Source organism: Sphingomonas rhamnosi, assembly GCF_036663615.1.
Lineage (GTDB): Bacteria > Pseudomonadota > Alphaproteobacteria > Sphingomonadales > Sphingomonadaceae > Sphingomonas.
This window is the reverse complement of record NZ_JAXOJJ010000007.1, coordinates 123,701-137,755: the sequence shown is the minus strand read 5'-3', so window position 1 is coordinate 137,755 and position 14,055 is coordinate 123,701. Positions and strand designations below refer to the sequence as shown.

The following is a 14,055-nucleotide window of genomic DNA, read 5'->3' as shown; positions in this document are numbered from 1 at the left end:
GTACGTTGCCGTCCTTCCGCCTTATCCCCTCTCCAACCTGCGGGCGCTTCGGGGCCTGGTGGCGCGTCCGAAGCGAAACTGAATATCGGGTACGGGCAGCGCATTGCCACGGATCGCGCACGAATGCAAAGCCTGTTGTACGCGTCCGGCCTCGACCCCATTTGCGCGGAACCGTTCAAGGAGACGCATCGTGATCGACCTGCATTATTGGCCCACGCCCAACGGGCACAAGATCACGATGATGCTGGAGGAAACCGGGCTCGCCTACGCAATCCACGCGGTCGACATCGGCAAGGGCGAGCAGTTCGCGCCAGACTTCCTGAAGATTGCGCCCAACAACCGGATGCCGGCGATCGTCGATCACGCGCCGGCGGTGGGCGACGCGCCGATATCGGTGTTCGAATCGGGCGCGATCCTGCTGTATCTTGCGGAAAAGACCGGACGATTCGGCGGCGACGACCTGCGCGGCCGCACCGAGATCAACCAGTGGCTGATGTGGCAGATGGGCGGCCTGGGGCCGATGCTCGGGCAGAACCATCATTTCAACCTCTACGCGCCCGAGAAGATTCCCTACGCGATCGACCGGTACGTGAAGGAAACCAACCGGCTGTACGGCGTGCTCGATCGGCGCCTGGCCGACCGCGCGTTCATCGCCGGCGACTATTCGATCGCGGACATGGCGGCTTATCCGTGGATCGTGCCGCACGAGGCGCAGGGGCAGAGACTGGCCGACTTCCCGAATTTGAAGCGCTGGTTCGAAACCGTCGCCGAGCGCCCGGCGACGATCGCGGCCTATGCCAAGGCCAAGCCGATCAACGACGCCCGCACGCCGGTCGACGAGGCGCAGCGCAAGATCCTGTTCGGGCAGACGGCGCGCTGAGCCGGTCCGTTGTCGCTATGTGATCGTCACGACTTGTGATGCCACATTTTGCGACACTCTTGGCCAATGCCGACACACCATCACGACAACCCGGTCCGATATCGACATCGTCGGATCGGGGATCGGCCCCGCGTCCGAGTCGAGGACCAGATCATGAGGAAGGCCATTCTGTCGCTCGCGCTCGGTGCCAGCGCGTTCACCGCAGCCGCCGCGCAGGACATGCCGATGCGTGGCCCGGGTGCTGCGATGATGCGGGCGGACGCCAACGGCGACGGTATCGTCACGCGGGCCGAAGCGCTGGCAGAGGCCGGTGTACGGTTCGATCGGATCGATGCCAATCATGACGGCAAGATCGACCAGGCCGAGCTGACGGCGATCGCGAGCCGCCGCGGACTGCGCGCCGGCCAGCCCCTCGCCCCGGCCGTTCCCACCAAGTGACCGGGCTGTCGGGCGAATTACCGTCCGGCGCTTCCCGCGGCGCACGGTCGTGCTAGAGGCCGAGCCCATGGGGGACATGCCACATCTGCTGCTCGTCGACGACGAGCGTTCGATCCGTGAGCCGCTCGCAGCGTATCTGACCAAGCAGGGCTTTCGCGTCACCCAGTGCGGTGACGCGGAAAGCGCGCGGACGCGGCTGACCGCCTATGCGATCGATCTGGTCATCCTCGACATCATGATGCCGGGCGAGGACGGGCTGTCGCTGTGCCGCCATATCGCGGCGAACAGCGACGTCCCTGTCATCCTGCTGACCGCACGCGCCGAAGAGACCGACCGGATCGTCGGGTTGGAGATGGGCGCCGACGACTATGTCGTGAAGCCGTTTTCGCCGCGTGAACTGGCGACGCGCGTGAAGGTCGTGTTGCGGCGCGCGACCGCGGGCGGCGCGCGCCAGCACGCACCCGAGAGCAGCAGCTATGGCTTTGCGGGTTGGGTATTGAAATCGGGCGAGCGCGCATTGATCGACCGCGAGGGCGTGTCGGTGCCGTTGTCGACGGGCGAGTATAACCTGCTGCTCGCGCTCGTCACGCGGCCGCGCCAAGTGCTGACGCGCGACCAGTTGCTCGACCTGACGCAGGGCCGCGAGGCGGCGGCTTTCGACCGGGCGATCGACAACCAGGTCAGCCGTCTGCGGCGCAAGATCGAGGCGGATGCCAAGAACCCCGAACTGATCAAGACCGTCTGGGGCGGCGGCTACACGCTGGCGGCCGAGGTGACGCGCCTGTGAGCCGACCGTGACGCGCCCCTGGCCGCGCAGCCTGGCCGGGCAGATGGCGCTGCTGATCGCGATCGCGCTGTTCGTCGCGCAGGCGATCAACCTGGGGTTGGCAATGCGGGATCGCGCCGAATTCCGACTGGCGCAGGCGACGCGGCCCGCGGCGACGCGGATCGCCGACGCCCTGGAACGCGAGGTGCGGGACCATCGCCCGCTGACCCCCGATCGCGGTCGGGTGCGACGCGTCGCCGCCAATCCGATCCCGCCGGCGCTGGAGCGCCACCCCGAGGTCGCCAGCGAGATTCGCCGGCAATTGGCCGAACTCGACCTGACCGCAGGGCGGATTGACACCGGCTTCCGCGCGGCATCGACGACCAGGTCAGAACAGAACGACCGATCGGGATCCGCGGCGCGGCGGCGTGGTGGCCGTGACACGGACGTGCTGCTGATCGCGGTGGAACAGTCGGACGGCAGCTGGCTGACGATCACGTCGCCGTGGCCGCGCCCGGGATCGCGACTATTGTGGACGCTGCTGGCGCAGACCGCGATTCTTTACATCATCGTGTTGCTGCCGGTGCTGTGGATCGTGCGACGGCTGTCGCGACCGTTGCGCGATCTGCGCGCGGCGGCAGAGAGTTTCGGCCCCGGCGAGCCGCATGTCCCGCTGTCGCCGCGCGGGCCCGACGATGTCGCCGGGCTGATCGTCGCATTCAACGCGCTGCGGCTGCGCGTCGGGGGGATGCTCGACGAAAAGGACCGGATGCTTGGCGCGATCGGTCACGACCTGCGTACCCCGCTGGCCGCGCTGCGCGTGCGGATCGAATCGGTCGAGGATGAGAGCGACCGCGCGAAGATGGCCGACACGATCGCGGAGATGAACCGCACGCTCGACGATATCCTGTCGCTGGCGCGGCTCGGGAGACCGAGCGAACCGTTGACCGACGTCGACCTGGCGGCGCTGGTCGATGCGGTGGTCGAGGATTTCCGCGACATCGGCCACGCGGTGGCGTTCGTCGAAGCCGACCGCCTGCCGATGCGGCTGCGGCCATCGCTGATCCGCCGCGCGGTGCGCAACCTGATCGAGAATGCGGTGAAATACGGGGTCTCCGCCGAGGTTCGCGTGGAAGCGAGCGCGAAGACGGTGGCGATCGTGGTGGCCGATCAGGGCCCCGGCATTCCCGAGGACCGGATGACCGACGTGTTCGACGCTTTCACCCGGCTGGAGAGCTCGCGCAACCGCGAAACCGGCGGGATCGGCCTGGGCCTGGCGCTCGCGCGCGCGATCGTTCGCGAGGCCGGGGGCAATATCCGGCTCGTGAACCGCGTCGGCGGCGGGTTGGATGCGGTGATCGAGCTGCCGCGCTAGCTTCGCGCCGCGAAGATCGCGGGTTTGAAGATCGAGTTCGCTGAAAACCCGCAAAATGGCCTTACAGCACGGTCGTTTTCGTTGCCGGGGTCAGGCGCCCCTTGCGGTGACACCCCGTGCAGGACTAGAGGTGCAGGCGCATGATCCGCTCCCGGCATGCCGAGAGGATTGCCGTGGCGACGATCAGCACAGACGAAATGGCCACCCGCATCGGGACCGAAACCGTGTCCGACTGGGTCGAGGTGACGCAGGCGATGATCGATGCCTTCGCCGAGGCGACTGGCGATCATCAGTTCATCCATATCGACCCCGAGCGCGCCGCCCAGACGCCGTTCGGCGGCACGATCGCGCATGGCTTCCTCACGCTGTCGCTGATGCCGTTGCTCGCGGCGAAGGTGCCGGATGCGCCAATGATCGAGGGCGTCCGCATGGGCGTCAATTATGGCGGCAATTCGGTGCGATTCCTGACCCCTGTGCGATCCGGATCCAAGGTTCGCGGGCGGTTCAAGCTGTTGCAGTTTCGCGAGAAGAACCCTGGGCAGTGGCTGCAAACCGTGGAGTTCACGGTCGATATCGCAGGATCCGACAAGCCCGCGCTGGTTGCCGAGTGGATCAGCCTCATCGTCACCGACACGTCACCCTCCTGAACATCCCCTCCGAAAGGATTCTTTCATGCGCTCCGCCGTCATCGTCTCCACTGCCCGCACCGCGATCGGCCGCGCCTATCGCGGTGCGTTCAACAATACGCCCTCGCCCACGCTCGCTGCGCATGCGATCCGCGCCGCGGTCGAGCGTGCCGGGATCGAAGGCGGCCAGGTCGACGACGTCGTCATGGGCTGCGCGCTGCAGCAGGGGCATCAATCGACCAACATCGCGCGCACATCGCTGCTGCGCGCCGGGCTGCCCGTGACCGTTGCTGGCATGTCGCTCGACCGCCAGTGCGCCTCGGGCCTGATGGCGATCGCGACCGCCGCCAAGGAGATCGTCATCGACCAGATGGACATCACCATCGGCGGCGGTGTCGAGGGCATCAGCCTGGTCCAGACGCCGCAGATGCGCGTCGCCCCCGACCCCGAGCTGATCAAGATGCACCACGACGTCTATATGCCGATGCTGCAGACCGCCGAGGTCGTCGCCGCGCGGTACGGCATCAGCCGCGACGCGATGGACGCCTATGCGCTTCAGTCGCAGCAGCGCACCGCCGCGGCGCAGGCCGCGGGCTATTACGACGCCGAGATCGTGCCCGTCACCGCGACGATGGCGATCGTCGACAAGGAGACCAAAGAGGTCTCGTACAAGGACGTCACGATCGCCAAGGACGAAGGCAATCGCCCGGAAACGACGCTGGAGGGACTGCAGTCGCTCAAGCCGGTGCTGGGCCCCGACAAGACCGTGACCGCGGGCAATGCCAGCCAGTTGTCGGACGGATCGTCGGCGAGCGTTCTGATGGAGGAGAAGATCGCCTCGCAGCGCGGCCTGCAGCCGCTCGGGCGCTATATCGGCATGGCGGTGGGCGGCACCGAACCTGACGAGATGGGCATCGGCCCGGTCGTCGCGATCCCCAAGCTGCTCAAGCGCTTCGGCCTGAAGATGGACGATATCGGCCTGTGGGAGCTGAACGAGGCGTTCGCGGTGCAGGTGCTGTATTGCCGCGACAAACTCGGCATCCCGGACGAGCTGCTCAACGTCAGCGGTGGCGCGATCTCGATCGGCCATCCGTACGGCATGACCGGCGCCCGCGCGACCGGCCACGCGCTGATCGAGGGCAAGCGCCGCGGCGCGAAGCATGTCGTGGTGACGATGTGCGTCGGTGGCGGCATGGGTGCGGCGGGGCTGTTCGAGGTGCTTTGATCGGTCGGGCGCCCGCAACCAACGCCCGCCCCGCCCGTTCTGCTGCCGACGCAAGCACAGGAGATCGATCATGGCCGACCAGCATACCCCCCAGCAGGTTGCCGACACCTTCCTCGCCAAGCTCAAGGCCAGCCCATTCGTGATGGTCGGGCTGAACAGCGGCGGGCATAGCGAGCCGATGACCGCGCAGCTCGACGACGATCAGCCCAACACGCTGTTCTTCTTCGCGGGCAAGGACAACCGCATCGCGGGCGGCGGTGGCGCCATGGCGCAGTTCGTCGGCAAGGGGCATGACTTCTTCGCCTGCATGGCGGGCACCGTGTCGACCGACAACGACCGCGCGCAGATCGACAAGCTCTGGAACAACCAGGTCGAGGCCTGGTTTCCGGGCGGCAAGGAGGATCCCAATCTGACGCTGCTGCGCTTCGACGTCGACAGCGCCGAGCTGTGGGAAACCGACATTTCGCTGACCGGCCGGGTGAAGATGCTGCTCGGCGGGACGATCACGTCCGGCGAATCGAGCAGCCACGCGACCGTCAACTCGGTCGGCTAGCCCACCTCTCACCCGTCATCCATGCGTACCATCCGTCATGCCAGCGTAGGCTGGCATCTCTTCGTTCGAGCCACTGCGCAGAACCGACAGAGACCCCAGCCTTCGCTGGGGTGACGGATAGGGTACGTCGGCGGTGACGGTTGGCGTACATCGCTAAGCGGCGGGTGAAATACTTTGCTGAGGTGACGGGTGGATATTTCGGGGGTCACGCCTGGGATACTAGCCGTGCGCGGCGATCCACTCCTCGACCACCGGCGCGATCGTGTCGCGCCACTTCGAGCCGTTGAAGATGCCGTAATGCCCGGCACCCTCTGCCATCAGATAGCGCTTCTTGTCGTCGGGCAGGCTCGTCGCCAGCGTCAGCGCGGCGCGGGTCTGACCCAGACCCGAAATATCGTCGCGTTCGCCCTCAACCGCTAATAGCGCAATATCCGTGATCGCGGCCGGATCGATGCGCCGGCCACGATGGAAGAACTCGCCTTTCGGCAGCGCATGGGTCTGGAAGACGACGTCGATCGTCTGCAGGTAGAATTCGGCGGTCATGTCGCAGACCGAGCGATATTCCTCGTAGAACGCCTTGCTGGCCTCCGCGCTTTCGCCGTCACCCGCGACCAGGTGGCGGTACATTTCCCAGTGCGAGATCATGTGATTGCCGAGGTTCATCGACATGAACCCGGCGAGCTGGAGGAAACCGGGATAGACCTTGCGGCCCGCACCGGGGTAATTCGCAGGCACCGTTGCGATGACATTCTGTTCGAACCAGGAATGCGGTCGTTCGGTCGCGAGCGTGTTGACCGCGGTCGGCGCCTCGCGCGTGTCGACCGGGCCGCCCATCAGGGTCAGCGTCTTGGGCCGGCAGGGATTGGCGTCGGCACTCATCAGCGCCGCCGCGGCGTAACAGGGCACCGACGGCTGGCAGACCGCGAGCATGTGCGTGCCACCCTCGCCCACATTCTCGCCGATCGTCTCGAGGAACGCGATCAGATAGTCGATATAATCGTCGAGATCGAACCGGCCGTCGCTGAGCGGCACGCTGCGCGCGTCGCGCCAGTCGGTGATGTAGACGTCCGCGCTCGGCAGCATGCGTTCCACCGTGCCGCGTAGCAGAGTCGCATAATGGCCCGACATCGGCGCAACGATCAGCAGCTTGGGCCCGCCGGTCACGCCCTCGCGCACGAACCGCTTCAGCTGCCCGAACGGACGGCGCAGCACAATCTCCTCGCGCACCGAGACTTCGCGTCCGTCGATCACGACATGGTCGAGTCCGAACGCAGGCTTGCCGCGCGATGCGTTCGCATGCGCGAACACCTCCAAAGCGGACGCCACCACCGTGCCGCCGCCGAGATAGGCAAACGGGTTTGCTGGATTGTTGAGAAGATCGGCGCCGAAACTGGCCATCGCGCTAGCGTTTGACAGGAAGGATCGCTGCAGTTCGTAAGAATCGTAGAGCATTCGGTATCCTGTAGCACGAGATCGCCGCACACGGCGTAACGGATTCGCGCTGCAGTGCAACAGATGGACATAGGGATACCGACATCCAGACCGTTGAGCCCCGCGGGCGGCGCTGCTAGGCCATGGCCATGGCAAAGCCGGATTCCGACGCAAAACCCAGCCGCCGGATCGGCGACCTCTCGATGGTCTGGCGGCATGCCGCCGCCTATCCCCGCCAGATCGGGTTCGCGGGGCTTGCGCTGATCACGACGTCGGCGGCGACGATCGGCATCCCCTACGGCTTCAAGCGCGTGATCGACCGTGGGTTCGGCCCGGGCGCGAGCGGATCGGTCGGCACGTCGTTCCATTACCTGTTAGTGATCGTCGCCGTGCTGGCGCTCGCGACCGCAGTGCGCTTCTATTACGTCTCGTGGCTCGGCGAGCGCGTCGTCGCCGATATCCGCACCACGGTGCAGAGCCATCTGCTCCGCCTGACGCCGCGCTTCTTCGAGGAAAACCGCCCGTCCGAGATCGCGTCGCGGCTGACGTCGGATACCGCGCTGATCGAACAGGTGGTCGGCAGCACGGTGTCGATCGCGCTGCGCAACACCTTCACGGGTATCGGCGGGCTGATCTACCTGTTCGCGATTTCGCCTAAACTTGCCGGGATGCTGATGATCGGCATCCCGCTGATCATCCTGCCGATCGCGGTACTCGGCAAGCGTGTCCGCACCTATTCGCGCACCTCGCAGGACCGCGTTGCCGACGTCGGATCGATCGCCACCGAGACGCTGGGCGCGATGAAGGTGGTGCAGGCGTTCGGGCAGGAAGAACGCGAGGCGATCCGCTTTTCGGATGCCGTGTCGGCGACCTTCGCCGCAGCGCGCGCGCGGATTCTGCTGCGCGCGGTGATGACCGCGATCGTCATCGGCCTCGTGTTCGGGTCGATCACGATGGTGCTGTGGGAAGGCGCGATCGACGTCGCCGCCGGGCGGATCAGCGGCGGTGCGATCGCGGCCTTCGTGCTGACCGGCGGGATCGTTGCGGGCGCGTTCGGCGCGCTGACCGAAGTGTATGGCGACCTGCTGCGCGGTGCCGGTGCGGCCGGCCGGCTTAACGAGCTGCTGCGCGAGACCCCGGAGATCGCCGCGCCCGCACAGCCGGTGGCGCTGCCGCAGCCGCCGATCGGCGCGCTGGCGTTCGAGGATGTCCGCTTCCACTATCCGACTAGGCGTGAGGTGGCGGCGCTCAACGGCTTCTCGCTCGACATCCGACCCGGTGAGACCGTCGCGGTGGTCGGCCCGTCGGGGGCGGGCAAGAGCACGCTGTTCCAGCTCGTCCAGCGGTTCTACGATCCCGACCAGGGCCGCGTGACGCTCGACGGCGTCGACCTGCGCGATGCCGATCCAGCCGAGGTTCGCGGGCGGATCGCGATGGTGCCGCAGGAAACCGTGATCTTCGGCGCGTCGGCGCGGGACAATCTCCGCTATGGCGACTGGACCGCGAGCGACGACCAATTGTGGGCCGCAGCGGAAGCCGCCAACGCCGCGGAATTCCTGCGCAAGCTGCCCGAGGGGCTCGACACCTTCCTTGGCGAGGGTGGCGCGCGGCTGTCGGGGGGCCAGCGCCAGCGCGTGACGATCGCACGCGCGCTGCTGCGCGATGCCCCGATCCTGCTGCTCGACGAAGCGACCAGCGCGCTCGACGCCGAGAGCGAGCGGCTGGTGCAGGAAGCGCTCGAACGGCTGATGGCGAACCGCACGACGCTGGTCATCGCGCACCGGCTGGCGACGGTGCGCGCGGCGGAGCGGATCATCGTGATGGACGAGGGCCGGATCGTCGAACAGGGCAGCCATGGCAGCCTGATGACCAACAGCGGGCTGTACGCGCGGTTGGCGAGCCTGCAGTTCAACGAGGCCGCGTAAAACCTATTCGGCGAGCGCGAACACCGTCATCGCCGCCGCCGCACTGGCGAGCAGACCGGTTGCCCCGGCCACCGCGGCAGCGCGTCGGCGCACGGCGCCGCGAAACGCACCGAGGCGCTCGACATCGAGATGGTAGCGGCCCTGTCCATCATCGACGATCGCGCCATAGCCGCGCAAGCGGCGGAAGGTCGCGGACTCGGCGGGCACATAGGAGATCGCGGTCGCCGGGCTGGTCGCGCCGGCTGCGACGAAATCGTTGACGATCCGCCGCCGTCGCGCGCCGATAAGCATTCCCTGCATCTTCCCCCCCGGATGTCCGTCATCCCAGCGATGATCGGGATGACGGAGGCTTAGTCGAACGCGTTTGCCGAAATCCTAACGCCGCTTGCCCTGATGGCGGATATTGGTCGGACGGCCGCGGTGCTTGATGACGCGCGTCGGCTTGCGCGCGTCGCGCGTGGTTGGCGCGGCGCGCTTGCCCTCGGGCATTTCGAAGCGTAGCGCGCCCGAGACCGGGTTCGCCTCGGCCAGCTTGAGTTCCAGCCGCTGGCCTTGCGCGAACACCTCACCGCTGTTCTCGCCGGTCAGCGTGCGGGCGCCTTCGTCGAAGCGGAAATAGTCGTTGCCGAGATCGCGCACCGGCATCAGCCCGTCGCCGCCAATCCCCTCGACGGTCGCGAAGAAGCCGAAATTGGTGACGCCGGTGATGCGGACGTCCATGATCTGGCCGACGCGCTCGGCGAGGAACGCTGCGACATAGCGATCGGTGGTGTCGCGCTCCGCCTCCATCGCGCGGCGTTCGAGGCGGCTGATGATTTCGCCGACCGATTCCATGTTCGCGGCATCGTCGGCCGGCAAAGCGCCCGGCCCGAGCGCATAGGCGCCAACCAGAGCGCGGTGAACGAGCAGATCGGCGTAGCGACGGATCGGCGAGGTGAAATGCGCGTAGCTGCCGAGGCTCAGCCCGAAATGGCCGTGGTTGGCGGGCGCGTAATAGGCCTGGGTCTGGGTGCGGAGGATCTGCTCCATCACCTGCGGACGGAAATCTGCGTCACCGATCCGTTCGATGACGTGGTTGAACGTTGCCGGGCGCACGACCTGACCGAGCGCGAACGGCACCTCGAACGTTTCCAGATACTCCTTCAGCGCGGCGAGCTTCTCGCGGCTGGGGGGTTCGTGGACGCGGTACATCACCGGCGCCTTCTTCGCCTCCAGCGCCTTGGCGCCAGCGACGTTGGCGGCGATCATGTAATCCTCGATCAGTCGGTGCGCGTCGAGCCGCTCGCGCGGCGCGACCGACATGATGCGGCCGGTCTCGTCGAGCACGACCCGGCGTTCGGGGAGGTCGAGATCGAGCGGCGCGCGCGCATCCCGGGCCTTGGCCAGCGCGTGCCAGCAGGACCAGAGGGGGGTGAGGACCGTCTCGGCCAGATCATCGGCGGCAGTTCCCGCCCTGCCCCCTTCGTCATCCCAGCGAAGGCTGGGATCTCGTGCGGCAAGGTCGCCCTCCGTGACGGGAGACCCCAGCCTTCGCTGGGGTGACGAGCTTTTGTCGATCGCGGCCTGCGCGTCCTCGTACGACAGGTTCGCGACCAGCCGGACCACCGCGCGGGTGAAGCGCCAGGATTTCAGCGTGCCGTCCTTGCCGATCCGCAGGTGGCAGGCGAGCGCGGCGCGGTCCTCGTTCTCCTTCAGCGAACAGATGTCCGCCGACAGGATCTCCGGCAGCATCGGGACGACGCGGTCGGGGAAATAGACCGAATTGCCGCGCTTGCGCGCCTCGCGGTCGATCTCGGACTTGGGCCGGACGTAGAAGCTGACGTCGGCGATCGCGACGATCGCCTTCCAACCGCCGGGGTTGGCCGGATCGTCGTCGGCTTCGGCCCAGACCGCGTCGTCATGGTCGCGCGCGTCCTCGGGGTCGATCGCGACAATCGACAAGTGGCGCAGGTCCTCGCGACCATCGCCAAGCGGCTGTTCGGCCACTCGGGTCGCCTCGTCGAGCGCCTCTTGCGAAAAGACGTCGGGGATGCCGAGCTTGTGAATCGCGATCAGCGAGAAGCTGCGCGCGGCGAACGGGTCGCCGAGCCGCGAGACGACGCGCGCGGATATCCGCGGCGGTTTGCCAGCGAGTTCGGCGAGCACCAAGTCACCCGGCGCCGCCTGCCCTGCATCCGCGACCGCGAACTCGCGGCGTTCGCGCTTGTCGACGCCGGTCAGCCACATACGCCCGGCCTCTTCGCGGAGCACGCCGAGCACCTGTTCGGAGGCTGGCGCCAGCACCTTCATCGGCTGCGCGATCCACCCGTTCCCCGCCTCTTCGGTGCGCGCGAGGATGCGTTCGCCGACGCCCAATGCGCCACGCTTGCGTTCGCGGACCCGCAGCCGCGGCGGCGGCACGCCTTCGGCTTCCCAGCGCTCGGGTACCGCCCAGACATTGCCGCCGTCGTCGACGTCAACGATCCGCAGCACGGTGACCTTGGGCACACCGCCCATCTTGTGGAACGCGCGACCCGGTGCCGAATCGATCAGCCCCTCGTCCGCCATGTCCTTGAGCAGCGCCTTCAGGCCGATCTTCTCCTGCGCGCTGAGCCCGAAGCTCTTGGCGATCTCGCGCTTGCCCGCGGGAACGTCGGAGGTGGCGATGAAGTCGAGGATCTGTTCGCGGGTCGGAAGCCCGGCTTTGGGTTTGTGCATCGCTTGCAGATAGGGGGTCGCGCGCGCTTCGCCAAATCGCCGCAGGGCAATATCGCTGTCGGTACAGGCGGCAGCGATGTGCGCGACGGACCCGGAGCTCGATCTGCGCGCTTGCATGCGCCGCGATTCGGCATAGTCTGACGGCACGAGACCCCAGGAGAGAGCCATGACTCCGTACCCGACGCTCGAAGCCGATCCCGAAGACAAGAACCTCGTGATCCTGCAGAGCCTGATCTGCCTGCTGCGCGAAAAGAACATCCTGTCGCGCGCCGACATCGAGGACCTGTGCGCGACCGTTCAGGCCCGCGCCGCCGATCATGCACATGACAAGCTGCCCTGCGCGGCCAGCAGCGCCAAGGCGGCAGCGAACGAAATCGCGCAGATCGGCGACTATGTCGGGCACAAATATGGCGGAAAGCACCGCCGGGCGAATTGAGCGGGCGTCACTGATCCTTCCCCGGCGCAGGCCGGGGCCCAGTTGGGGGACGGCAGTAACGAGAAGACGCGCCCTGTTACATCGGCCTTCCCAACTGGGCCCCGGCCTGCGCCGGGGAACAGGAGCTCAGTAGGACCGCCCGATCAGTACCCGTTCCACCGCCGGTTCGCCGGTGAAGATGCACGGACCGTGATCGGCGCCGGTCTGCCCCAGCGGCGCGTTGCGGATCGTCAGCTTCAGCGCCTTGAGCCGCTCGACAACCTTGTCGAGCGCGGCGCCGGTCGGCTTCGACCAGCGGACGTCGACCCAGCCGGGATTCTTCACGCTGTCGGCGAAATGCGTCTCCAGCTCGGCAAAATCGCTGACCGGCACGATGTTCGCCTTCAGCCGGTCCATCGACTCGACGTGCAGCCCGGTCTGGATCTCGGCGAGCATGCCCGACACCGCGTCGACGAGCGCGTCGCGCGGCATCACCGCGCTGTCGAGCTTGCCGTCCTCGCGGTAGAGGCGGTCGCGGCGAATGACCGAGACGTTGCCGCCGGCGACATCGCGCCCGCCGACCTCAATGACGATCGGTGCGCCCTTTTTGACCCAACCCCAGCGCTTGGTCGCGGCCTTGGCGGGCTTAAGGTCGAGCAGCGCGCGGACGGGCTCGCCGAGTGCGACCTGCTTGGCGAGATCGGCCTGAAGCGCCTTGCAATAGTCGATGATCGCGGCGTCGTCGGGATTGTCGCGCAGCATCGGCACGATGACGACCTGCCACGGCGCGATCATCGGCGGCACGCGAAGGCCGTCATCGTCGCCGTGGACCATGATGACGCCGCCGATCATCCGCGTCGACACGCCCCAGCTTGTGGTGTTGGCGAGCTCGAACTCGCCGGCCGCGTTCTGGAAGCGGATGTTCTGCGCCGAGGCGAAATTGGTGCCGAGGAAGTGCGAGGTGCCGGCCTGGAGCGCCTTGCCGTCCTGCATCATCGCCTCGATCGAATAGGTCGAAACGGCACCGGGGAAACGCTCGTTCTCCGGCTTCTCGCCAGCGACGACGTGCAGGCCAAGGCAGGTTTCGGCGAAGTCCCGGTAGACTTCGAGCATCTTGATTGTCTCGTCGCGCGCCTCGTCGGCGGTGGCGTGCGCGGTATGGCCTTCCTGCCAGAGGAACTCGCTGGTGCGCAGGAACATGCGGGTGCGCATCTCCCAGCGGACGACGTTGGCCCATTGGTTGATGAGCACGGGAAGGTCGCGCCACGACTGGACCCAGCGGGCGAAGGCGGCGCCGATGACCATTTCCGAGGTGGGCCGCACGACGAGCGGTTCTTCGAGCTTGGCCTCGGGGTCGGGGACGAGGCGGCCATAGCCGTCGGCCTTCAGCCGGTGGTGGGTGACCACCGCCATTTCCTTGGCGAAGCCGTCGACATGCTCCGCCTCTTTCTCGAAATAGGAGAGCGGGATGAAGAGCGGGAAATAGCAGTTTTCGTGGCCGGTCGCCTTGATCCGGTCGTCGAGCAGCCGCTGGATGCGCTCCCAGATGCCATAGCCCCAGGGGCGGATGACCATGCAGCCGCGGACGCCGGATTCCTCGGCGAGGTCGGCTTCCGAAATGACGGCCTGGTACCAGGCGGAGAAATCCGCCTCGCGGGTGACGGTGAGTGCGCGCTTGATCATGGGTGGCCTGTATCCGTCCGTAACCCTTTCGTCACCCCGGC

The 14,055-nt window shown here is 67.0% G+C and carries 13 protein-coding genes; 9 read left to right on the top strand and 4 right to left on the bottom strand.

Annotation, left to right across the window (positions count from 1 at the left end; all coding sequences use genetic code 11):
* Positions 1–190: 190 nt before the first annotated feature.
* The 7 genes from U1701_RS15165 (at position 191) to U1701_RS15135 (ending at position 5,863) form a co-directional block, all read left to right on the top strand.
* Positions 191–880, top strand: coding sequence for a glutathione binding-like protein (locus U1701_RS15165; RefSeq protein WP_332783410.1), 690 nt, complete (start codon positions 191–193; stop codon positions 878–880).
* A 153-nt stretch (positions 881–1,033) separates the two neighbouring features.
* Positions 1,034–1,318 (top strand): hypothetical protein, encoded by a 285-nt coding sequence (locus U1701_RS15160; protein WP_332783409.1) that lies wholly within the window; start codon positions 1,034–1,036, stop codon positions 1,316–1,318.
* A gap of 67 nt (positions 1,319–1,385) precedes the next feature.
* Positions 1,386–2,105, top strand: coding sequence for a response regulator (locus U1701_RS15155; RefSeq protein WP_332783408.1), 720 nt, complete (start codon positions 1,386–1,388; stop codon positions 2,103–2,105).
* Positions 2,106–2,148: 43 nt separating this feature from the next.
* The gene (locus U1701_RS15150; protein WP_332783480.1) at positions 2,149–3,459 is read left to right on the top strand and encodes a sensor histidine kinase; all 1,311 of its coding nucleotides are present in this window, start codon (positions 2,149–2,151) and stop codon (positions 3,457–3,459) included.
* A 197-nt stretch (positions 3,460–3,656) separates the two neighbouring features.
* Positions 3,657–4,106, top strand: coding sequence for a MaoC family dehydratase (locus U1701_RS15145; RefSeq protein ID WP_332783479.1), 450 nt, complete (start codon positions 3,657–3,659; stop codon positions 4,104–4,106).
* Positions 4,107–4,131: 25 nt separating this feature from the next.
* A complete protein-coding gene (locus tag U1701_RS15140) occupies positions 4,132–5,310 on the top strand; it encodes an acetyl-CoA C-acyltransferase (RefSeq protein ID WP_332783407.1) in 1,179 nt (392 codons plus the stop codon).
* 70 nt (positions 5,311–5,380) lie between these two features.
* Positions 5,381–5,863 carry a pyridoxamine 5'-phosphate oxidase family protein gene (locus U1701_RS15135; protein WP_332783406.1) on the top strand — a complete coding sequence of 161 codons (483 nt, stop codon included), beginning with the start codon at positions 5,381–5,383 and terminating at the stop codon, positions 5,861–5,863.
* A gap of 219 nt (positions 5,864–6,082) precedes the next feature.
* Here the strand turns inward: U1701_RS15135 and U1701_RS15130 are convergent, their stop codons facing one another.
* Positions 6,083–7,315 (bottom strand): polyhydroxyalkanoate depolymerase, encoded by a 1,233-nt coding sequence (locus U1701_RS15130; RefSeq protein WP_332783405.1) that lies wholly within the window; start codon positions 7,313–7,315, stop codon positions 6,083–6,085.
* A gap of 128 nt (positions 7,316–7,443) precedes the next feature.
* Here U1701_RS15130 and U1701_RS15125 point away from each other — a divergent pair, with 128 nt between their 5' ends.
* The gene (locus tag U1701_RS15125; RefSeq protein WP_332783404.1) at positions 7,444–9,219 is read left to right on the top strand and encodes an ABC transporter transmembrane domain-containing protein; all 1,776 of its coding nucleotides are present in this window, start codon (positions 7,444–7,446) and stop codon (positions 9,217–9,219) included.
* 3 nt (positions 9,220–9,222) lie between these two features.
* Here U1701_RS15125 and U1701_RS15120 read toward each other — a convergent pair whose 3' ends face one another.
* Positions 9,223–9,519 (bottom strand): hypothetical protein, encoded by a 297-nt coding sequence (locus tag U1701_RS15120; protein ID WP_332783403.1) that lies wholly within the window; start codon positions 9,517–9,519, stop codon positions 9,223–9,225.
* A 75-nt stretch (positions 9,520–9,594) separates the two neighbouring features.
* Entirely contained in the window at positions 9,595–11,916 is a 2,322-nt protein-coding gene (locus tag U1701_RS15115) for a ribonuclease R family protein (RefSeq protein ID WP_332783402.1), read from the bottom strand.
* Positions 11,917–12,082: 166 nt separating this feature from the next.
* On the opposite strand from U1701_RS15115, the gene U1701_RS15110 reads away from it, so the two are divergent.
* Positions 12,083–12,352: a hypothetical protein gene (locus U1701_RS15110; RefSeq protein WP_332783401.1), complete on the top strand. Its 270-nt coding sequence runs from the start codon at positions 12,083–12,085 to the stop codon at positions 12,350–12,352.
* A gap of 126 nt (positions 12,353–12,478) precedes the next feature.
* Here the strand turns inward: U1701_RS15110 and U1701_RS15105 are convergent, their stop codons facing one another.
* The gene (locus U1701_RS15105) at positions 12,479–14,014 is read right to left on the bottom strand and encodes an aminoacyl--tRNA ligase-related protein (RefSeq protein WP_332783400.1); all 1,536 of its coding nucleotides are present in this window, start codon (positions 14,012–14,014) and stop codon (positions 12,479–12,481) included.
* Positions 14,015–14,055 lie beyond the last annotated feature (41 nt).

Bases quoted from the DNA above. Each gene is read 5' to 3' on its own strand.
- U1701_RS15160 (WP_332783409.1), top strand. From the start codon at position 1,034: ATGAGGAAGGCCATTCTGTCGCTCGCGCTCGGTGCCAGCGCGTTCACC.
- U1701_RS15155 (WP_332783408.1), top strand. From the start codon at position 1,386: ATGGGGGACATGCCACATCTGCTGCTCGTCGACGACGAGCGTTCGATC.
- U1701_RS15150 (WP_332783480.1), top strand. From the start codon at position 2,149: ATGGCGCTGCTGATCGCGATCGCGCTGTTCGTCGCGCAGGCGATCAAC.
- U1701_RS15145 (WP_332783479.1), top strand. From the start codon at position 3,657: ATGGCCACCCGCATCGGGACCGAAACCGTGTCCGACTGGGTCGAGGTG.
- U1701_RS15140 (WP_332783407.1), top strand. From the start codon at position 4,132: ATGCGCTCCGCCGTCATCGTCTCCACTGCCCGCACCGCGATCGGCCGC.
- U1701_RS15135 (WP_332783406.1), top strand. From the start codon at position 5,381: ATGGCCGACCAGCATACCCCCCAGCAGGTTGCCGACACCTTCCTCGCC.
- U1701_RS15130 (WP_332783405.1), bottom strand. From the start codon at position 7,315: ATGCTCTACGATTCTTACGAACTGCAGCGATCCTTCCTGTCAAACGCT.
- U1701_RS15125 (WP_332783404.1), top strand. From the start codon at position 7,444: ATGGCAAAGCCGGATTCCGACGCAAAACCCAGCCGCCGGATCGGCGAC.
- U1701_RS15120 (WP_332783403.1), bottom strand. From the start codon at position 9,519: ATGCAGGGAATGCTTATCGGCGCGCGACGGCGGCGGATCGTCAACGAT.
- U1701_RS15115 (WP_332783402.1), bottom strand. From the start codon at position 11,916: ATGCACAAACCCAAAGCCGGGCTTCCGACCCGCGAACAGATCCTCGAC.
- U1701_RS15110 (WP_332783401.1), top strand. From the start codon at position 12,083: ATGACTCCGTACCCGACGCTCGAAGCCGATCCCGAAGACAAGAACCTC.
- U1701_RS15105 (WP_332783400.1), bottom strand. From the start codon at position 14,014: ATGATCAAGCGCGCACTCACCGTCACCCGCGAGGCGGATTTCTCCGCC.